The sequence below is a fragment of the Scrofimicrobium canadense genome, from assembly GCF_009696615.1.
Taxonomy (GTDB): domain Bacteria; phylum Actinomycetota; class Actinomycetes; order Actinomycetales; family Actinomycetaceae; genus Scrofimicrobium; species Scrofimicrobium canadense.
This window is the reverse complement of record NZ_VULO01000003.1, coordinates 160,984-180,426: the sequence shown is the minus strand read 5'-3', so window position 1 is coordinate 180,426 and position 19,443 is coordinate 160,984. Positions and strand designations below refer to the sequence as shown.

General features: G+C 54.4%; 18 protein-coding genes. 12 read left to right on the top strand and 6 right to left on the bottom strand.

Annotated features, from left to right (window positions below):
- The first annotated feature begins 28 nt into the window (after positions 1-28).
- The 3 genes from FYJ24_RS03550 to FYJ24_RS03540 are packed head-to-tail and all read left to right on the top strand — an operon-like array spanning position 29 to position 4,636.
- Entirely contained in the window at positions 29-289 is a 261-nt protein-coding gene (locus FYJ24_RS03550) for a WhiB family transcriptional regulator (protein ID WP_404814692.1), read from the top strand.
- The gene (locus FYJ24_RS03545) at positions 289-3,423 is read left to right on the top strand and encodes a glycosyltransferase (protein WP_154543648.1); all 3,135 of its coding nucleotides are present in this window, start codon (positions 289-291) and stop codon (positions 3,421-3,423) included. Before FYJ24_RS03550 ends, FYJ24_RS03545 begins: the two co-directional genes overlap by 1 nt.
- The gene (locus FYJ24_RS03540; protein WP_154543646.1) at positions 3,413-4,636 is read left to right on the top strand and encodes a DUF5719 family protein; all 1,224 of its coding nucleotides are present in this window, start codon (positions 3,413-3,415) and stop codon (positions 4,634-4,636) included. Before FYJ24_RS03545 ends, FYJ24_RS03540 begins: the two co-directional genes overlap by 11 nt.
- A 33-nt stretch (positions 4,637-4,669) precedes the next feature.
- Here FYJ24_RS03540 and FYJ24_RS03535 read toward each other — a convergent pair whose 3' ends face one another.
- Positions 4,670-5,095 (bottom strand): metallopeptidase family protein, encoded by a 426-nt coding sequence (locus tag FYJ24_RS03535; RefSeq protein WP_154543644.1) that lies wholly within the window; start codon positions 5,093-5,095, stop codon positions 4,670-4,672.
- Between the two features lie 40 nt (positions 5,096-5,135).
- On the opposite strand from FYJ24_RS03535, the gene FYJ24_RS03530 reads away from it, so the two are divergent.
- The 7 genes from FYJ24_RS03530 to secA all read left to right on the top strand — a co-directional run bounded on the left by FYJ24_RS03530 (position 5,136) and on the right by secA (position 14,012).
- Entirely contained in the window at positions 5,136-5,594 is a 459-nt protein-coding gene (locus tag FYJ24_RS03530) for a DUF3499 domain-containing protein (RefSeq protein ID WP_154543642.1), read from the top strand.
- Between the two features lie 12 nt (positions 5,595-5,606).
- The gene (mtrA, locus tag FYJ24_RS03525; protein ID WP_154543640.1) at positions 5,607-6,287 is read left to right on the top strand and encodes an MtrAB system response regulator MtrA; all 681 of its coding nucleotides are present in this window, start codon (positions 5,607-5,609) and stop codon (positions 6,285-6,287) included.
- Positions 6,253-7,839: an MtrAB system histidine kinase MtrB gene (mtrB, locus tag FYJ24_RS03520; RefSeq protein ID WP_318656500.1), complete on the top strand. Its 1,587-nt coding sequence runs from the start codon at positions 6,253-6,255 to the stop codon at positions 7,837-7,839. Before mtrA ends, mtrB begins: the two co-directional genes overlap by 35 nt.
- Complete coding sequence (locus FYJ24_RS03515) at positions 7,826-9,454, top strand: LpqB family beta-propeller domain-containing protein (RefSeq protein WP_154543638.1); 1,629 nt, start codon at positions 7,826-7,828, stop codon at positions 9,452-9,454. Before mtrB ends, FYJ24_RS03515 begins: the two co-directional genes overlap by 14 nt.
- A gap of 82 nt (positions 9,455-9,536) precedes the next feature.
- Entirely contained in the window at positions 9,537-10,190 is a 654-nt protein-coding gene (locus FYJ24_RS03510) for a ComF family protein (RefSeq protein ID WP_154543636.1), read from the top strand.
- Between the two features lie 262 nt (positions 10,191-10,452).
- Positions 10,453-11,115, top strand: coding sequence for a ribosome hibernation-promoting factor, HPF/YfiA family (hpf, locus tag FYJ24_RS03505; RefSeq protein WP_154543634.1), 663 nt, complete (start codon positions 10,453-10,455; stop codon positions 11,113-11,115).
- Positions 11,116-11,228: 113 nt separating this feature from the next.
- Positions 11,229-14,012, top strand: a complete 2,784-nt coding sequence (gene secA / locus FYJ24_RS03500; RefSeq protein ID WP_318656499.1) for a preprotein translocase subunit SecA — start codon at positions 11,229-11,231, stop codon at positions 14,010-14,012.
- A gap of 9 nt (positions 14,013-14,021) precedes the next feature.
- Here secA and FYJ24_RS12835 read toward each other — a convergent pair whose 3' ends face one another.
- The gene (locus tag FYJ24_RS12835; RefSeq protein ID WP_225871964.1) at positions 14,022-14,522 is read right to left on the bottom strand and encodes an Rv3235 family protein; all 501 of its coding nucleotides are present in this window, start codon (positions 14,520-14,522) and stop codon (positions 14,022-14,024) included.
- A 204-nt stretch (positions 14,523-14,726) separates the two neighbouring features.
- Between FYJ24_RS12835 and FYJ24_RS03490 the strand changes: the two genes are divergently transcribed.
- Positions 14,727-15,119 carry a hypothetical protein gene (locus FYJ24_RS03490; RefSeq protein ID WP_154543630.1) on the top strand — a complete coding sequence of 131 codons (393 nt, stop codon included), beginning with the start codon at positions 14,727-14,729 and terminating at the stop codon, positions 15,117-15,119.
- On the opposite strand, the gene FYJ24_RS03485 is transcribed toward FYJ24_RS03490, so the two are convergent.
- A complete protein-coding gene (locus tag FYJ24_RS03485) occupies positions 15,099-15,845 on the bottom strand; it encodes a glutamine amidotransferase (RefSeq protein WP_206192475.1) in 747 nt (248 codons plus the stop codon). The two genes, FYJ24_RS03490 and FYJ24_RS03485, sit on opposite strands and share 21 nt — an antisense overlap.
- Positions 15,846-15,885: 40 nt before the next feature.
- On the opposite strand from FYJ24_RS03485, the gene hisN reads away from it, so the two are divergent.
- Positions 15,886-16,671 (top strand): histidinol-phosphatase, encoded by a 786-nt coding sequence (hisN, locus tag FYJ24_RS03480; RefSeq protein ID WP_206192474.1) that lies wholly within the window; start codon positions 15,886-15,888, stop codon positions 16,669-16,671.
- 77 nt (positions 16,672-16,748) lie between these two features.
- Here hisN and rsgA read toward each other — a convergent pair whose 3' ends face one another.
- Genes rsgA through FYJ24_RS03465 form a run of 3 tightly spaced genes read right to left on the bottom strand, consistent with a single transcriptional unit; the run spans position 16,749 to position 19,438 of the window.
- Positions 16,749-17,723: a ribosome small subunit-dependent GTPase A gene (rsgA, locus tag FYJ24_RS03475; protein ID WP_154543624.1), complete on the bottom strand. Its 975-nt coding sequence runs from the start codon at positions 17,721-17,723 to the stop codon at positions 16,749-16,751.
- Positions 17,716-18,903: a 3-phosphoshikimate 1-carboxyvinyltransferase gene (locus FYJ24_RS03470; protein ID WP_318656498.1), complete on the bottom strand. Its 1,188-nt coding sequence runs from the start codon at positions 18,901-18,903 to the stop codon at positions 17,716-17,718. Before FYJ24_RS03470 ends, rsgA begins: the two co-directional genes overlap by 8 nt.
- A gap of 43 nt (positions 18,904-18,946) precedes the next feature.
- The gene (locus FYJ24_RS03465; RefSeq protein WP_154543620.1) at positions 18,947-19,438 is read right to left on the bottom strand and encodes a DoxX family protein; all 492 of its coding nucleotides are present in this window, start codon (positions 19,436-19,438) and stop codon (positions 18,947-18,949) included.
- Positions 19,439-19,443 lie beyond the last annotated feature (5 nt).

Genomic DNA, 19,443 nt, shown 5'->3' with positions numbered 1-19,443 from the left:
TGTGTGGAATATCTTCGGTGAGGGCGTCATCACGTGGGTTGATGACGACACCGCAGAGGCACTTGATGGACCCCTTGCCTGGCAACAACTAGCGCTGTGTGCTCAGACAGACCCGGAAGCTTTCTTTCCCGAAAAGGGCGGTTCTAGCCGGGAAGCCAAGTCGGTATGCTCACAATGCGAAGTTCGTGCAGAATGCCTCGAATACGCTCTTGCAAACGATGAGAGATTTGGTATTTGGGGAGGTCTCTCTGAACGTGAGAGGCGTCGCCTTCGCCGCGAAGCAGGCTAATGATCGATGAAAAGATCGCGCTTCCGCGAGTTTTGGCCATTGTGGTTGCAAGAGGAAGCAGCGAGAACCTCACAGAGATCATAGAGTCAATCGCAGCAAGCAAAAAACAGCCAACGACCCTTATTGTCGCCAACGTTGATGCTCCTGCTGATTCACACGACATTGCCCGGCATCTTAGGGAACTGTTTGGAACTAGAGCCTGGGTGGTGGATCTTCCTGCAGTAAAAAACTTCGGAGAAGCAATCCGGGCAACCCTGACCAGTGACTCTATCGTTGGCACCTATACGTACATGTGGTTGTTGCACGACGACACGAAACCTCATCCAGAGGCTCTTGAGGCTTTGGTGATGCGCGCCGAACGGGGCGGAACCATCGCTGCAGTTGGCCCAAAACAAGTCCGATGGGGGACAAGAGACGAAGTCCTTGAGGTTGGAATAGAAGCGACCCGGAGTGGTCGGCGGCTTCCGCTGACAGGTATTGGAGAAATCGACCAAGGCCAATACGACGACCGGGGTGACGTATTAGCGGTAGGGACCGCAGGAATGTTGGTGCGTGCCGAGGTGTGGAGGCACACCAGAGGTCTCGATCCTCACCTGGGGCCCTTTGGTGACGGACTGGAATACGGTAGGCGGTTGCGGCGCAGCGGATACAGGGTCACCGTTGAGCCTCGTGCAGTCGTTGAACACGCACAACAGTCGTTTCCTCCAGACGATCCGATACCTTCCTACGGTGCACGGCGCGAAGCTCAGCTCTACAACTGGATGGTTGCCTGCCCTCCCTTGATGCCGATCCTGCTCCTTATATGGCTAGTCATTTGGTCACCAATTCGGGCTATTGGTCGGTTGGTGTCTCGTCAACCTCGGTTGGCTGCTTCGGAGATAAAGGCATTCTTTCTCCTTATCGCGGCTTTGCCTGCAGTAGCAAGGGCCAGACGTCGGGTGAGGCGGACAGCTAGAGTTCCACGGTCGGCGCTCACCCCACTTGAAGCGTCGAGTAAGGAATTGCGACAACGACTACGATCTGTCCGCAAGATCGACAAGACACCACGAGAACTTCTTGGTGGGATGGACTCTCTTTCGCTGCGGTTATGGCAACGCTCGCGGCGTCGCAGCGCCCTCATACTGGGACTGTCTCTTGTCGTAACTACTGCAACCTCATATCTTCTGTGGTACCGATACCTCGCAGGAATCGAAGGCGGCGACTGGATAAACCTCCCCGCCACGTGGACTCAACTGTGGGAGCAATCCTGGTCTCTATGGTCTGCCGGAGGTAACGGAGCTCCCGGACCAGCGGCGTCACTGCTGACCGTGATAAGCGTACTAACAGCACCTTTGTCGCTTACAGGTATGTCACCACTTTCTTTCGGTATCGTGTTGATGATGCTGGCGTGGCCCGGTGCTTTTCTGGGCGGTTGGGCTCTTGCTGGAAGCATGTCGCGTTCACTTCCGATTCGAGTGGCAGTCGGATTGCTTTGGATGGGCTTGCCTCCGCTTACTGTTGCGCTAGAGAACGGCCAACTGGGACAGGTGATCGCGTGGGTGGCCCTTCCCTATGTATTTGCTTGTCTGTGGCGCGTAGGCAGAGCGCTCCCTGTATTTCGAGTACACGGGCTAGAAGACTTCACCGGGTGGCGTCCAACGGATCCGATACTGTGGGGAGCCCTGGGCGCCCTTGCCCTCATCGTTGCTTCAAGTGCGGCTCCAGGAATCGTCCTCATAGTCATCCCAGTCGCTTATCTTATTGCCTGGACTCCGTGCCCTCTGCCGCGGTCATGTCCTGAAGGTTTGCGTGCCACAGTAGTGCAGAGAACTATCGGTGCAACTGTCCTATGGGTTCCAGCTGCAGTGTGGTTGCTTCCTTCGTGGCCGCTTCTTTGGAAGGATTTTGCGGCTCTGTTTGATACGACGGGTATTGCTTCGCAACCGTTGTCTTTCTCTCCACTGCTATTGATGACCGTTATTCCTGCTGTCGTCACGATTCTTTGGGCGCTAGGATCTCTCGTGGTCACCGTCTGGAGGCCATTACCGCATCCGTGGCTTGCTCGCGTGACTGGGGTAGTCGTGGTGGGCTGTCTTGGAATACTTATCGGCACATACGGAGTGAGTCTTACACCCGCCGCACTGTGGGCACCGATTTTCTTAGGTCTCATCACGATCGGAATGTGCGCGGTGAAGCATAGTGGCATTCGTCCCCATGAGGGGAAGTTTTCTGCCGCACAGTGGCGCCGTGGCATTCTTGCTTCTACGATTGGTGTCGCCGGTCTTGTCGGAGCCGCAGCTCTTTTCATCCAGTTCTTATCTGCTCCTGTCCTGGCACCTGCATCGTCGCCGCTTATACCTGTCATTGCCCAAGAAGCCCAAAAGAGTCCTCGTGCTGGCCGGTTGCTGGTCCTTCAATCCGGGGAAGATGGTGTTACTGCCCAGTTGTGGCGTGGCGTGCGTACCCAAGTTATCGATCGGTCTTGGGGACTGCGGCACGGCCCCTTGGAGGGCGATGCTGCGCTGGCTCAAGCGGTAGGAACACTTGCCGCGCGTCCGTCAGAAAGCGCCGCGCAGGCTTTAGCGTCCCATGCTATTGACCTGGTGCTTATCCCACAGAACTCTGAGGATGAGCAATTACGTGACAATCTCGATGCTTCCGGGGGAATGGAACGCATTGGCACGACCGATCTTGGTACCCTGTGGAGGGTGCGGCCGCAGGGAAACATCCCCGCTAGAGTCACTCTTAATGGTGATGTCATACCTGCGGGTGAAGGAAACGTTGACGTTGCAGTTGCGGCCGATTCAGGATCGCTGTACATGGCCGAAAACCACGATGCAGGATGGTCTGCCTGGTTTAATGGGACAGAACTAGAGCCCATCGAGGACGTCGATTACGGGTGGCGTCAAGGCTTTGACTTCCCCGGTGGTGAAGGACGCCTGGTCATCACGTACCGATCGGCGCCACAGGTAACCTGGGGTGTCTTGGGGGCAGTGACCGGCATTGTTGCCCTTGCATTGGCGGTGCCTTGGAAACCGCGCCGGACCACGTGGCACGCTGTCTCTAGCGAAGAAGAGATCGGGCCAAGACAAGAGACAGCTTCAGATACTGAAGACTTGGAGTCAGACAGGGAGGCGGTAGACAGTGAATCGTAGAGATATTGTCTGGCGAGCCCTTACAACAGTGGGAGTTGTCGGCTTGGCAGCAGTCGGGGTTGTCGCGATTCCGCAGTCACGTGCTACTGACATTGCTGATGTAGATCAGAGGACTTTTGACGTTACCGTCGATACAGATGAAATGTCGTTGGTATGCCCTCCCGATTTTGTCGACCCCTCGAAGGCATCTGCTGGTTCCAAAGAGACTCGAATAATCGGCGCAAATAATCCCGAGAAGATTTCCGGAGGTGCCTCGTTGGTTCCCCTCCTCGGCCAACCTCGCGATGCGACCCCATTTTCTGTTGCTGTTACCGAGCAGGGAATATCCGTTGAGGAATGTGTGCTTCCAGCTCAGCTTTTGGCAGTCGTCGGGGGATCAACAGAAGCTGAGGAAGACTCCGTACTTACGATCGTCAACCCGGCCACTCAACCGGTGGAAATAGAGATTGAAGGATTCGGTGAATCTGGATATCTGGGCTCACCCGATGCCTCTTTGACGGTCCCAGCCCAATCCGTACGGTCGTGGCTTGTTGCCGCGTGGTTTCCAGATCAGCCAACCGTTGGACTGTCCATAAAGTCCCGTGGCATGGGTGTTGCCGCATGGTTGCAGAGCTCTGGATGGGATGGGGAAGTATCCCAGGGGCTGGCACGCATGCGCGCGACGCAGCCCGACACTACTGCAGTTTTCCCCCAAATCAGTGAACGTGATCATAAAGCCGTTCTTCATGTGATGAATCCTGAGGATTCAGAGGTAACTATCACGGTAAACGTGGACGATGGAACGGGACTCTCGCCTCTTCCAGGAGCTGAGAGTATTCCAATCCCTCCCGGTGCAGTCACATCGGTTTCCCTCAAAGGACTAAGCGATGAGAGCGTGGTCGTGGAGGCGAGTAAGCCCGTTTCGGCCAGCATCTCATTTGGTATTCAAGGGAATACGGACAAGGTTGTGCGCGAGCAGAAAACCTGGAGTCGGACACTTATTGCCCCCGCATTTGGCTCTGTCTTTGAGATAAACGATCATTTGGCTGCCGAGTTGAAATCTGCTGGCTTAGAAAAAGTTGATACAGGTCAGGCTTCCGTAGACGTTAACGATACTGAATACATGTCGTTGAATATCCGTGGGGTGACTAGTTCTGGCCCTGTGGAAGTTGTTGTGGGCGGGGGCGGAACCCTTGTGGAAAAGCTCATGCAGCGTGTCACGATCGCTGATTGAGGACACTGCTACAAGCATACGAGGCGGTAAGCCTTAGAAGATGAGGTCCTCTGGGGTGATAGCAAGGATATGGGAGATGCGCTCAGCCAATAGAAGACGTAAGAACTCAGACATTTCCTCACGGCGGCAACGCAAACCTACTGCATGACGGTAGATGACGATCCGGTCCCGAAGACCCCGTGCCCCGTCACGGGAGAACGCGCGCGCTAAACAGACATCATGGGTTTCCCATGGAGCAGGGTCAGAGGGGGGGATATCCTCGACAGCGAACTCAATCTCGTGAATTTCTGGAAAACGTTCCGCCATCTCAGCAACGATTCGACGGACTAAGGCGTCAAATTGTTCACTTCGAGTTCGCCATACGGGCAAAGTCGGGGGAAGGAGGGTTCCTTGGCCGCGCGCGTGGCGGTCTTTGCGCCGACGCGGAGAGGTGAATCTGTCAATTGCGCGCGTGGTCATGTGAGAATACTATCCGGAAGTGTGCGGCAAGGTAGTCTAGATGGGATTGTTGGAGGGAACTGTGAGACATTGTTCTAAACAGGGATGTTCGCGTGCCGCTATGGGGACGTTGACGTATGACTACGTTGCTCAGACGGCAGTTTTGGGTCCCCTGGCAAGTTCGGCTGAGCCCCATGCGTATGACCTATGTGAGACTCACTTACGTAATCTGACGGTGCCCAAGGGGTGGGAAGTCCTCAGATTAGAAATCAATTACGATCAGGTAGCACCCTCTGACGATGATCTTATGGAGCTGGCTGAAGCTGTAAAAGAAGCAGCAAGACCGGCTGCTGTCGGTGCTCCCTCCAGTTTTACGGCCTTTGTCCCTGCCGATATTCCTGGTCCTGCCCACTCTGATCGCCCAAAATTAGAAGTGGTCGCGGGGGCCGAAAAGACAGACACTTCCCCAAAACCTCAGGCGGGACCATTTGGTCCGCGTGACAGCAGCCCAACTTCGTGACACTATCGAATCATGGGTGCAAGAGTTTTAGTCGTAGACGATGATGCAGCACTGGCTGAGATGATTGGTATTGTCTTGAAAGCCGAAGGGTATGAGGTAACCGACTGCTATGACGGTGCATCTGCCCTCGACGTTTTCCAAGAGACACAACCGGATCTGGTGTTACTCGATGTGATGCTTCCGGGTATTGATGGCATACAGATATGCGAAATGATCAGACGCAACTCCAATGTTCCGATTGTGATGTTAACGGCGCGATCTGATACCGCAGATGTGGTTGCTGGGCTAGAGGCTGGGGCTGACGACTACATGCCTAAGCCTTTTAAACCAAAGGAACTGGTTGCGCGGGTAAAGGCTAGATTGCGAAGAACCGACCAGGAAGATGAAGAACTCATTGAGCTGGGAGATCTGGTGATTGACGTCTCAGGTCATCGCGTGACACGCAACGATGAGCTAGTTCCTTTGACCCCACTGGAATTCGATCTTTTAGCGACACTGGCCCGGACGCCGTGGAAAGTCTTCTCACGTGAAGAGCTCTTGGAACGGGTGTGGGGATATCGCCATGCTGCGGATACACGTCTGGTCAACGTCCACGTACAAAGACTTCGTTCAAAGATCGAACAAGACCCGGAAAACCCGGGGCTGGTAATCACAGTTCGTGGCGTTGGGTATCGTGCAGGCTCCCACACATAAGCAGCACTGGTGGTCCCAACTTGCTCTATGGCGTTCATTCTCCGCAAGGGTTGCGATCACCCTCGCTCTAGTATTGCTGCTTTTACTGCTTCTAGTAGGTGTTTTTGTCGCTTCTCAGCTGCAAACCCAGATGTTTCAAACCCGAAAAGCAGCGATTCTTGAAGACGCTAGTGTTCGCTTCACTCAAGCACAGAGTCAGCTAGATCAGTCCACTGCGGTAACAGTCGATCAGGTACAAGAGCTCACCGCAGGTCTTGTCAGTGCCACCGCAGACTCTGCCGCCGGAGCTGGGGTAATCTCCGTCATGATGCTTCGCTCTTCCGAGTCCTCTGATTCGTTCATCATCAATGAATATGCTGACACGCGCTTGCGGCCCATCATTACTGAGCAGCTGCAAACAACAGTCGGTGAGGGACAAGCTGCCTGGCAGTCAGTTGCCGTTCCATCGGGTCGAGGTTCCGTCCCGGGAATTGTCGTGGGTAATCTGATGGAGGTGCCCCAAGCGGGCCCTTACGAGTTCTTCATCGTCTACTCACTTGAGTCCGAACAAAATACGGTTGGTCTGGCAATACGCACTTTTTTTGTTGCGGCGGTTCCTCTTGCGGTCGCCATGTCGATTGCGACGTTCGCGCTTATCTATCACACCCTACGTCCAGTGCGTTCTACCGCGGCGGCTGCGGAACAGATTGCGGCAGGCGATCTAGAGAGCCGAGTTGATGTCCATGGTCAAGATGAAATGGCGCGACTGGGGAGTGCCTTCAATGACATGGCAGATTCTCTCCAAAACCAGATTAACGAGTATGGGAAATTAGCCGAGCTGCAACAGCGCTTTGTTTCGGATGTTTCTCACGAGCTACGCACGCCGTTGACTACTATTCGTATGGCTGAGGACATGATCTACGACGTTCGTGACGAACTGGATGCGATTCCTAAGCGCTCAGCCGAACTTCTCCATTCAGAAGTCGCGCGTCTTGAAGAAATGCTTGCAGACCTCTTAGAAATTTCGCGTTATGACGCTCAATCTGCGCAGCTAGATTGGGAGACAGTTGATGTTTACATGGTGGTGGAAAAAACAATCGCTGAAAACCAAGAACTGGCAGAGCATTTGGGAGTTTCTGTTTCGTTGTCACCTCGACCCGATAGGCCCACAGCAGAAGCTGATGGAAAGAGACTTGAAAGAGTCGTCCGAAACCTCCTAGTGAATGCTTATGAACACGCTGAAGGTAAGCCTGTCGACGTTACAGTGGCTACATCGGAGCACTCCGTAGCTGTGAGCGTGCGGGACCACGGAGTGGGGATGAATAGTCAGACGATGAAACGAGTTTTCGATCGTTTTTTTCGAGCGGACCCTGCCCGCGCACGTACAACCGGCGGAACTGGGTTGGGCCTTGCTATCGCTAGAGAAGATGTTGCAGCCCACGGTGGTCAACTACACGTTGACGGCAGGCTGGGCGTAGGGTCGGTGTTCGTCATGACAATTCCGCGCAAAGCAGGCACGCCCGTATTCGAATTTCCCTGTGTGGCAAAGGTGCAGTTCGATGAAGAAAACTAGGTTCTTAGTTTTGGCGCTCAGCGCCTTGATGTGCGTCAGTTGTGCAACGCTCCCAAAATCTGGGGACCCTCAGGTTTTTACCATTGAAGCTCCAACGCGAGATCCCCTCTATCAAATGGGATCGGGACCACGTGCAGATTCCACACAGATCCAGTTGATCAGTGACTTTCTTCGAGCTTGTCAAGCAGGAGCCAGTGACGACTACCAAACTGCTCGGCAGTATCTCACGGCAACTGCTGCAGCCACATGGCAGCCAGAAGCAGCAGTGCTCATCTACGGCGCTGACGAGTCTCCGGAGGTGGTGGCACCTTCGGAATCAGAAGTGACAGTATCGGTTCACACGAAGGGAAGCCTCGACGAGAGAGGAGAGCTTTCGGGCGCCGATGGGTCTGAGGCCCGAGTGGGCTTCCACCTCGAAAAGAATTCAGAGGGTGAATGGAGAATAAGCCGTTTGGATGATGGAGTACTGTTGTCCCAGCCTTCGTTCCTCACGGCATTCCAGGCTGTCCAACTCTATTTTTTGGCACCGACCCAAGACTCGCTGGTGCCCGATCCTAGATGGTATCCAAGCAAGCGCCTAGCGTCTCATCTGATTAACGGCCTTATTGCGGGGCCTAGCGCAGAACTGAATGATGCGGTATATACCGCCCTCAACACGTCAATGATGCTGCCGACGCAAGGAGTTGAAACTGGAGAAGACCAGATTGTCAATGTAGATCTGGTGGGGTCTGTCCCGGAAGGCCAGGCAGTTCGTGACCACTTGGCATGGCAGGTTACTGCGACTCTTTCACAAGTACCCAGTACGACGGGGGTGTCAATATCGCTCAACGGGGTAGAACTAGAACCGGTGGTGCCTCCTTTCGGGCCGAGAATGTGGCTTGACAGGGCTGTCGGAGTCGAGGACGGCATCATCGTCGTTGGAGAGGGTGAAAGCTGGTCGCCACTTGGCGTCGACACCCAAGGCTCCGTGAGTCATCCCGGCATTGGCCCGGCTTCCGATGGGGTAGTTGCTTGGCTATCTGATCGTGAACTGGTTGTTCTGCGTGATGGAGACATCGCGAGCACCGGGATTATCACAGACCTTCCTCCAGTGGTGGACCGTTGGGGATGGGTATGGGTAGTTCCTGATGGCGCCAAACAACTCGTTGCGGTTGGTCCGCGTGGGGAACAAGCACAGCTAACGAACGAAATTGTCGATTCTGGCCGATTGCGGGCTGCGGCCATGGCTCCCGATGGAGTGCACCTTGCATTGGTGTCCGGTACGACGGGAACAGCAACTGTGCAGAGTGTTCTTCGCGATGGGCGCGGTGTTCCCGTAGGTTTGGGGGCACCCGAAGCACAGCAGTTTTCAGGCGATGTGTACGACATCACCTGGGCGGGAGCGACGAGCCTTGCCACACTCACTGGCACTGAAGAAGACCCGGATGTGGAGATTCTCCCGTTGGGCGGTTTTGTACAAGTGGCTACTGGTCGAAGCGGCGCAGTGGCAATTACGGGAGCCTCTTCTACCTCGAGAATCTATCTTCAGACGTCAGACAATATGCTCTATTCGCGAGCGGGCGCCCTATGGCGTCCATTGGGCAAGAAAGTTGCAGACGTGAGTTTCCCCGGGTAGTCACATGCAGTCGATGGGCGTTTTTCCACAAGAAGTGGCGGCATGCCTGGTGCGGGGATGAGTGAGAAGAAATACTTAAGGCATGCCTCATTTCCTGCAACACCTCAGCGACATTCTCTTTCCTCGCTATTGTGCAGGTTGTGGTTGTTGGGACACAGATGTGTGCTCTCAATGTTATCTCCTAGCCGATAGCGAACCGGTGTTGAAGGCGATTGATGATTCCTCTGGAGTACCTACCATTCCAATCTGGGCTCTTGGCGCCTACCGAAAGGAACTTCGCAATCTCATACTCACAGCCAAGCATGCCGCAACTCACCGGCTCGACTCGTTCCTGTGGCTTGCTGGAACGCGTTTGGGTGCCGCAATATCAGACGACGTGCACAACCATCCGGTATGGGTAGTTCCCGCGCCTTCTTCCTGGAAGCGGCGTTGGCAACGCCGACATGTCACGCCGATTGTCGCCCGTGGGGTTGTGGCAGGTTTATCCGAGATGGGCATTGATGCGTGGTTGGCAGATATCGTGCGACTACGTTTCGGTGCGGGAGCTCAGAGCTCTCGCAGTGGGGAGCTTCGCCGCAGGGGAAGGCGGGGCGCAATGAAGACTACAGCGATAGTTCCCAAGGGGACCCTAGTAGTGCTGGTTGATGACGTGATGACTACCGGTGCCACACTGGCAGAAATGTCGCATGTAATGGACCCACATGTAGTATCTGGTGCTGTTTTAGCTTATGCGTGATTAATGAGGATTCGCGGGAAGCGAAAATACTCACCTTTGACGGTTGCAAAGAGTGGGAAAAGCAGTTGAGATATAGCGATTTCATGTGTATTGAGTGCTCAGATAGGGTGTTGCAGAAGCATTCAGCTGCGTACCCCAGTTAGCAAGTGTGTTGTCTATCACGTATCATTGAGAGATCAAGAAAGGGGGTTTGTAGCCTAGAGCATCACGTCTCTCGACACATTGTAGATACGCACATTCTTATCCTTCTTGGAGGACTCCCATGGATATTATCGTCACTGGCCGATTTGCCGAAATTCATCCTGATTTCAGAGAAACGGTGGAAAATAAGCTGTCAAAGGTTACGCAGTTTTACCCGCGTGCCCAACGCGTTGATGTTGTGCTCACTCATGAGCGCAACCCTCGACAAGCCGACCGTTCGGAACGAATAGAGCTAACGGTATACGGCAAGGGGCCTGTTATTCGCGCGGAGGCTGAATCATCTGATCGATATGCGGCAGTCGATATTGCGTGTGGGAAGCTATTTGAACGTCTGCGCAGACTCCGTGACCGCAGTAAAGACCATCGCCGCTACAAGGTGGATCCTCGCAGCCTAGAGGCAGAGTTGGCTGCCTCCCACGGAGATGTGAAAGACATCGCGTCAGACCTTACAGAGGCTGAAGAATATCAGCTGCGTAGCGCTGCTGATTTGGCTCCCGGAGAGGTTCGGGAAGAGCAGGTTGGCGATTCACCTGTGATCGTTCGGCAAAAGGTTCATGAGGCGCAGCCAATGACGGTTGATGAGGCACTTTACCAAATGGAGTTGGTAGGGCACCCCTTCTTCCTCTTTGTTGACTCAGAGACTATGCAGCCCTGTGTTGCTTACCATCGTCGTGGATGGACCTATGGTGTTGTTCGACTCAATAGCAAGGTCGAAGTGGCCTAGACATAACGTGATAGGAGCCCCGTTTTTGCGGGGCTCCTCGCATGTTCGCCAGCTTTTCCGTAGACTGAGGCGAGTGCTATGTGCACGACAAAAAGAGTGTTTGAGGAGACCTAGTGTCAATCATTGACAGAATTCTGCGCGCAGGTGAGGGCCGTACCCTCCGTAAACTTGACCGTATTGCTGACCAAGTTGACGCGTTGGAAGAGGACTTCAAAGCCCTCACTGATGATGAACTGCGTGCGAAAACAGACGAATTCAAAGAGCGTTTAGCTCAGGGCGAGACACTTGACGACATTCAGGTTGAGGCTTATGCAACGGTCCGCGAAGCTGCATGGCGCGTGCTAAAACTGCGCCCCTTCCATGTGCAGATTATGGGGGGCGCCGCACTCCACCTCGGCAACATTGCGGAAATGAAAACCGGTGAAGGTAAGACGCTGGTTGCGACGATGCCCACTTATCTTCGAGCGCTGACCGGCAAAGGTGTACATGTTGTCACTGTCAATGACTATCTGGCTAAATACCAGTCAGACATGATGGGACGTGTTTATCGTTTCTTGGGAATGACCTGCGGCTGTGTGCTGACAGGGCAGACACCCCAAGAACGCCGCGAACAATACGAATGCGATATTACCTACGGTACAAATAACGAATTTGGTTTCGATTATCTTCGCGACAATATGGCCCAACGTACCGAGGATATGGTGCAACGCGGACATAACTATGTGATTGTTGACGAGGTTGACTCGATCCTCATTGACGAGGCGCGTACGCCGTTGATTATTTCAGGCCCTGCCGCGGGCGATCTCAACCGCTGGTACGTAGAGTTCGCTCGGATAGTCAAGCGCATGGAAAAAGACGTCCACTACGAGGTGGACGAGAAAAAGAAGACTGTCGGTGTCACCGAAGAAGGCATTGACGTAGTCGAAGACCAACTGGGCGTTGAGAACCTGTATGAAGCGGCGAACACTCCACTTATTGGTTTTCTCAACAATGCTATTAAGGCGAAAGAACTCTTTCACCGCGATAAGGATTACATCGTTGATGGGGGAGAGGTTCTTATCGTCGACGAGCATACGGGACGTGTTTTACCGGGGCGTCGATACAACGACGGTATGCACCAGGCTATTGAGGCCAAAGAGGGCGTAGAGATCAAGGCGGAGAACCAGACTCTAGCGACGATTACTTTGCAGAACTACTTCAGGCTTTACCCGGAGGGGTCACGTGCTGGCATGACCGGTACGGCCGAGACTGAAGCAGCTGAGTTCGCTTCGACCTACAAGATTGGTGTTGTGCCGATTCCAACGAATAGGCCGATGATCCGCGTTGACCAGCCAGACCTGGTGTATGCCACTCTTGAAGGAAAACTCAACGCGATTGTTGATGACATTGCTGAGCGTCATAAGAAAGGTCAACCGGTGTTGGTCGGTACCGCCTCGGTTGAATCTTCAGAAATTCTTTCCCGATTGCTCAAAGAGAAACGTATTCCTCATCAAGTATTGAATGCCAAACAGCACGCGCGTGAAGCCCAAGTCGTTGCAATGGCTGGGCGTAAAGGTGCAGTAACTGTTGCGACCAATATGGCCGGGCGTGGAACCGACATCATGTTGGGTGGGAACTCTGAGTTTATTGCCCAGGCGAATCTGGCGGCGCAAGGACTTGACCCGGTAGAAACTCCGGAAGAATATCAAGAAGCCTGGCCTCAGGCCCTGGAAGATGCGCAACGTGCAGTTGCTGCCGAACACGACGAGGTTGTGGAGCTAGGAGGACTCTACGTTCTCGGCTCTGAACGGCACGAGTCACGGCGTATCGACAACCAGTTGCGAGGCCGTTCAGGCCGTCAGGGGGATCCTGGTGAGTCGCGGTTCTATCTGTCGATGGAAGATGACCTCATGCGTCTCTTCAACTCGGCGATGGCCCAGAGAATCATGGCTTCGGGTGCGTACCCGACAGATGTTCCTCTTGAGTCGAAGATCGTGTCTAAATCGATTGCATCCGCTCAGCGTCAGGTCGAGGCTCGTAACTTTGAGATCCGCAAGAATGTTCTCAAGTACGACGATGTTATGACTGGTCAACGCGAGTTGGTATACAAGGAACGCCGGGCAGTGCTTGATGGTGAAGATATGCAAGATCAGTTGGCATTCTTCATGGATCAACTCGTAGGTGACTTGGTTGCGGAGCACACGGCCGCAGACTCACCGGCGGACTGGAACCTGGAAGAGCTGTGGGTTGCACTCAAAGGGTACTACCCGGTCTCTATCACGATTGACGAAGTCTTGGATGCCTATGACGGACATCCCACGCGCGAAGATCTGATTTTTGAAATCCGCTCCGATGTGCGGTCTGAATATGAGAAGACCGAAGAAGAGATCAATGATAATCCCATCGCCGTCCAGCAGCTTGGCAGCGAACCCATGCGGGATCTTGAACGCCGAGTTGTGATCTCTACGGTAGATCGCCTGTGGCGTGAACACCTCTACGAGATGGACTATCTCAAAGAAGGCATTGGACTGCGAGCTATGGGTCAGCGCGACCCCCTTGTGGAGTACAAGGATGAGGGTGCCCGAATGTTTCAGTCGATGATGGCGCGTATTCGTGAGGAGTCGGTGCAGGCTGTCTTCGGATATGCCCACCAGTTCTCCAGGGCTCTCACCCAGGCGCAGGAATCGGAGCAAGAGAAGGCACAGGCGAAGAAAGAGCCAAGCGAGACTCCTACTACCGCCCGCGTCAATGTTCCTTCGCAAGGAGCTCAGATGGCGAAGGTCGCGTCGGTGATGGGCACAGTGGGACGTGAAGCTCAGCCTAAACGAGTCAAATATGAGGGAACTACGCCGGAAGAGCCTGCAAAGAGCGGCAACCGGGCGCAACGGCGGGCAAAGAACAAGAAGAAAAAACGCTGAACTAGGGAGTCACCCCATTTCTAGTGCGGTGATATGCCATCGATGTCTATGCTTTTCGACGCGCATAGCGACGGCATACACGTGACCGTAGTCCTCAACGATGACGCAGATTTCTGCTGACGCTGGGGAGAGAGATTGAACTCGTGTGCGTCGCACTCGAGCCGACCTTGCACATGAACTGGGTGGTGGAAGCTCCGATTGTTGTAATAGCGCTGCGCACAAGTGTGGTTGGAGCCAACGTCGAAGTCCGCCAAGGCTGCGACGCCCCAGTCTGACTTCCACTAGCGCACGAGCAAGATTTGCAGCCCATGCCTCAGGTCTGTCATAAGAAGATATGTCATTTGGGGATACGCTTTGGGGAGCCGGTGCCCTCTCAGACGGTCGGCTTCGTCCTTTTCGTGCATCCTCAGCATTCCAGCGGATGCGTTCGGGTCTTGTGGAGATAAGTCTTCTGGAAGCGGATTCACGTGTAGTGCACGGTCCTGGACTGGTGATACGGCGACGAGTCAACGGCGGTCCTTCCTACGATGGGTATGGGGCTAGCATGATGGGCTGAAAGTCTCATAAGAAGCTGTTTCTTAACTGTGGATGACACGCAGAAAACCAGATAGTAGGGGACAAAAGTGCACACCACTCGGTTTGTGCAGGCCTTTATCCACAGTCCACGGTGATTCCGCGACATTGTTATTGCTACAAAAGTGAGACAATCGTGTCGTGAGAATCTTTCTTCCGCTCAAAGCCAGCGAACTGTGCGATGTCCGGCCGCCTCGTCGTGATGGAATGTGCCCGCTTGAGAACTCAGATGATGCTGCAGAAGAGGCACTGTATGAAGCAGCATTTGCCTCCATGGAACTTAGTTTTGCCGAAGGCGTACTTCCAGTTCGTGTTGTTGCTGTAGGTGAAGGTCCTCTAACAACATGGGATGACGTCGAATCTTTCCATGTCGAGAGTGAGCGAGGGATAGCCATCGCACGAAGAATGCTCCATATTGAGGATCAAGAAGTGCTTGATGCTGCAGTTGAGGAAATTTTTGAACAACCGCTTCACTGGTATGACGTCACCGAATTACCGCTGCTGCGATCGGTGTTAGGCAGCTGTGATTCTTGAGCCATACCTTGTAGCAAAGTTGCGGAGGATGGAATGAGCTGCTGATGTATCGACTCCCAGGACGCGTTCTTCCACAAGTGCGCGCTCGCTTGGAGGGTAATAGCCCGCATCAGCAAAGAACTCGATACGAAACTGAATTCCGGCCAGATCTAACTCGGGATGGAACTGTGTTGCAAAAACATTCTTCCCAATACGAATCATTTGAGTAGGGGCTGCCTGACCCTGAACTAGCGTTACCATATCGGGCGGCAGAACTGATACTGCCTCATGGTGCCCCACGTAGGCCTGAAAACGCGGAGGGATGTTGGACAGTAGCGGTTCGCGCAAACCTTCGGAGGTGAGAGTGAGAACCGGAGCGCTGATGTCTTCAGAGTAGGTGGTATCCATGCGGCCACCGAGCTGTACGGTCAGAAGGCCAAGCCCGTAACAAATACCCATAAAAGGGAAATCTCGCGCAATAATTTCTGACAAAAGTCGGTGAAGATTTCCTTCGATTTCTTGTTGCTTGAGAGACTTAGAGGATTCAGGAGCGCCCACATCGAATCGCGACCCGCACAAGATAATCCCATCCCACGCGCTCAAATCGATGCGAGGAAAGGCATCGCGCTCCAAGCGAACCCACGTCAATTCATCGTGGTTTAGCCCGCTGTATTTGAGTAATGCGCTTCTTTCACCAAGGGCAAGATCATCATTGTCTCGCGTCGAGAGCATGAGGAACCGTGACATGCTTCGATGGTACACGGCCCTAGCTGGGTATCCTGATTCTATGAATACATCTGCGCGCCTCGAACGTGACCTCCGCATGGCCTTAGATATGGCTGACGCTGCCGACCAACTCACCTTGTCACGTTTTCGTGCAGCGGATCTCAGCGTTGAAACAAAACCAGATATGACCTTAGTCAGCGATGCTGATAAAGCAGCTGAAGAGCTTTTGCGCGAACGCATCGAAGAATATTGGCCTGGTGACAAGGTTCTGGGTGAAGAACAAGGGGGCACTACAGATGCAGAGCGACTGTGGGTATTGGATCCCATTGACGGCACCCATAATTTTGTTCGAGGCGTCCCCGTGTGGGCAACACTCATCGGACTTGTGGAAGATGGGCAAGTTGTTGCGGGCGTTGTCTCGGCGCCAACTCTAGGAAGGCGCTGGTGGGCAGCGTCGGGCCACGGTGCATACTGTGGCGGGAGCCTCGCTAGTCGCACCAAACTGAGGGTTTCTCGGGTCGGCGAAGTAAAAGACGCCTCGTTCTCTTATTCGTCATTGGGCGGGTGGGGTCCCAGACGCAATGCGATGAGGGGACTCATGGATGAGTGCTGGCGGACCCGCGCTTACGGTGACTTCTGGAGTTACATGCTGGTGGCCGAGGGGGCAGTGGACATTGCGGCTGAACCAGAACTAGCCCTCTACGACATGGCAGCACTGGTTCCCGTGGTTGAGGAAGCCGGAGGACGTTTTACTTCACTTGAGGGGGCACCAGGACCTTGGGGCGGTAATGCGGTGGCTACCAACGGGTTGTTGCACGCAGAGGTTCTTGCTGCTCTGAAGGAATAACATCTGCACCGATGTGCACGGGGAGGCTCAATGTGCATGTGCCCTGAGCACATTAAGTTTGCCGATGCACATTGCCGCTAGCCGGTGGTGGAACTACTCAACCCCTCGAGAATCGCCCGCGCTCTACTGACCAGCTCTTGGTCGGCGACGGTAGAAAGAGCGCAAGAAGGCTCACTTTCGAGGTGTGTGCATAGAGGAAGACAGGTCGCGGCAACTTCGCTCAACCCAGGAAATACTTCAAGCACATGGTCTGCGGTAGCGTGTCCTAGGCCAAAGGACCGTACCCCAGGAGTGTCGACAACCCACCCGCCGCCAGGTAGCTCCAAGGCAACTGATGAAGTCGAGGTATGTCTTCCTTTCCCGGTCTGTGCATTGACATGGCCCACCTGCCGGTCAGCATCAGGAACCAGCTGGTTGATCAACGTGGATTTTCCAACACCAGAATGTCCGACAAGGACAGAAAACCTGTTCTCAAGATATGCGCGGAGATCCTCCAGTTCGCCAGCAGCTGCGACCCAGTCAAGATCGAAGCCTCGGAAACGATCAATAAATGCCTGCGGGTCAGCCAAGTCCGTTTTCGTCATACACAGCAGAGCGGGAACGCGTGCTTCACGTGCGGCCACTAAACACCTCTCAACCATGCCAACTCGGGGTTCTGGGTCTGCGGTTGCGGTGACAATCACCATCAAATCTGTGTTGGCAGCAATGATCTTTTCAGCTTTTCCTTCGGCATCCTCCAAGGAACGACGTAGCACATGCTGGCGTGGCTCAATGGCAACAATCCGAGCCAACGTGCCTTCCTTGCCAGCGACATCACCACTGAGCCGAACGAGGTCCCCCATCACGACCCCACCTCGGCCAAGTTCACGGGCTTTCACACACGACACAAGGACGCCAGATGCGAATACTTTGTACCGTCCCCGATCGATAGCCACCACTCGTCCAACGGGAGCTGACGAATAGTCTGGACGCTGTTTTGACCGAGGCTTTGTTGAACGCCCTGGCCGAACTCGAACCCGCGGATCATCCGTTCCTATGTCACGCCTACTCAACAGACAACTCCGCTATTTTTGGGCTTCGTCCACCCCGCAACATCGCATCCCACCGGGCTACGAAATCGGGCAGAGTTTTTGCTGTCGTCTCGATGTTGTTAATCCGAGAACCAGGAAGTGCAAGTCCCAAGATTGCGCCGAAAGTTGCCATCCGGTGGTCGTCATAGGCAATAAAGTCTGCTGGGTGCAGCCTGCCTGGGCTAATAACCAAACCATCCTCGACAACCCTGCATGTGCCTCCGCATCTGCTGATTTCTGTAGCAAGAGCAGCCAACCGATCAGTTTCGTGACCGCGGAGATGCCCGATTCCGCGAAGGCGTGACTCTGACTCTCCCAATACTGCCAAAGCAGCTACCGTGGGTGCCAGCTCGCCAACATCACCTAGGTCGATATCTATCCCAGGCCAGCGCCCTCCAGAGTGAGTCACTCGAAGTCCCACGTCGGTAAAGGAAACTTCAGCCCCAAACATCGGGAGAATCCACCGCCAGGCGTCACCCGCCTGATAGGTAGACTCGGGCCAATTAGCCACGGTCACGTTACCGCCACACACCAACGCTGCCGCTAAGAAGGGGCCCGCATTCGACAGGTCAGGATCGATACGAATGGGCGAGGGGTGTGTGAGCGCCCCGGAGGTGAACCAGGTGCGCTCATCAAGTTGTTGGACGTCTACTCCCTGAGACTGCAACATGTGTGCAGTCATGCGAATATGAGGTACGGACGGCACTCGACCAGTCAGATGGATTCTCAGTGGGGCAGGCGAAGCCAGTAACAACGCCGACAGATACTGTGATGACTGAGACGAGTCGAGCTCAACCTCAGCGGGGTACGGTCCCCCATGTCCCGTAATCTCAAAGGGGAGAAAGCCCGGGACGCCCATGTAGCGTACCTTTGCCCCCAAGCGTTCCAATGCATCGAGTAGTGGTGCAATTGGACGCTTGCGGGCGTGCGGATCCCCATCAAAGCGTGTTGTGGCAGTGTTGAATGCAGCAAGAGCTGGGACAAACCTCATGACGGTCCCTGCAAGACCACAATCCACTGAGGAAGTACCGGGGATCAGGGCGCGACGTGCTAACTCGGTGTCCCGTGACTTCAGTGCGCCCAGTATTGGTATATTCCCGCCGGCGCGTGCCCTCAGCACCAATGCGCGTGCAGTCTCAGACTTTGACCCCGGAAGAGTCACGGTTGCATTCAAGGGCCCTTTACACGTTGGGGCGTTCCACCACTCAGCTGGCATGCGTAACAGTGGAGCGAGCGGCAGCAATAGCCTGCTTGTGTTCTTTCATGAAAGCGCGCTTCCACTTCAAGGAAGGCTTTCCTTGTCTGTCAACAGTGCCGAGAAGTAAACCACCGAAGAGTACGCCGTAGTCGACCAGTTTTCTCCGGGCAACTTTACGATCATGTCTATTTCCTGAGACCCAAATGGGTGCATTGATCGCGGCGAGTGGCACGGTGAGAACCGCTAATGCCGTCGCAGTGGTTCGTTTGGACGGTCCGATGATATATGCGATGCCTAATCCTGTAGAAATGGCTCCGCATACCCGGCTTGCAGCTCGCAGCTTTTCAATAGAGATTGGGGGTGCGCCCCAGTCTTCTGCAGCTGACCATGCTTCCGCTGCTTTCTTTGCATGCGGAGCTGGATGCGTCATTGCGTTGATTCCATCAACGATAAACGGTGTGGCTAAAAGTACATGTGCAGTGTGGCGAAGAATGCTCATACCTC

What these genes read in the sequence shown, in the direction of transcription:
- hpf (WP_154543634.1), top strand. Translation starts at nt 10,453, where the DNA reads ATGGATATTATCGTCACTGGCCGATTTGCCGAAATTCATCCTGATTTC.
- FYJ24_RS03515 (WP_154543638.1), top strand. Translation starts at nt 7,826, where the DNA reads ATGAAGAAAACTAGGTTCTTAGTTTTGGCGCTCAGCGCCTTGATGTGC.
- FYJ24_RS03545 (WP_154543648.1), top strand. Translation starts at nt 289, where the DNA reads ATGATCGATGAAAAGATCGCGCTTCCGCGAGTTTTGGCCATTGTGGTT.
- FYJ24_RS03535 (WP_154543644.1), bottom strand. Translation starts at nt 5,095, where the DNA reads ATGACCACGCGCGCAATTGACAGATTCACCTCTCCGCGTCGGCGCAAA.
- FYJ24_RS03485 (WP_206192475.1), bottom strand. Translation starts at nt 15,845, where the DNA reads ATGTCACGGTTCCTCATGCTCTCGACGCGAGACAATGATGATCTTGCC.
- hisN (WP_206192474.1), top strand. Translation starts at nt 15,886, where the DNA reads ATGAATACATCTGCGCGCCTCGAACGTGACCTCCGCATGGCCTTAGAT.
- FYJ24_RS03510 (WP_154543636.1), top strand. Translation starts at nt 9,537, where the DNA reads ATGCCTCATTTCCTGCAACACCTCAGCGACATTCTCTTTCCTCGCTAT.
- FYJ24_RS03465 (WP_154543620.1), bottom strand. Translation starts at nt 19,438, where the DNA reads ATGAGCATTCTTCGCCACACTGCACATGTACTTTTAGCCACACCGTTT.
- FYJ24_RS03530 (WP_154543642.1), top strand. Translation starts at nt 5,136, where the DNA reads ATGGGATTGTTGGAGGGAACTGTGAGACATTGTTCTAAACAGGGATGT.
- mtrA (WP_154543640.1), top strand. Translation starts at nt 5,607, where the DNA reads ATGGGTGCAAGAGTTTTAGTCGTAGACGATGATGCAGCACTGGCTGAG.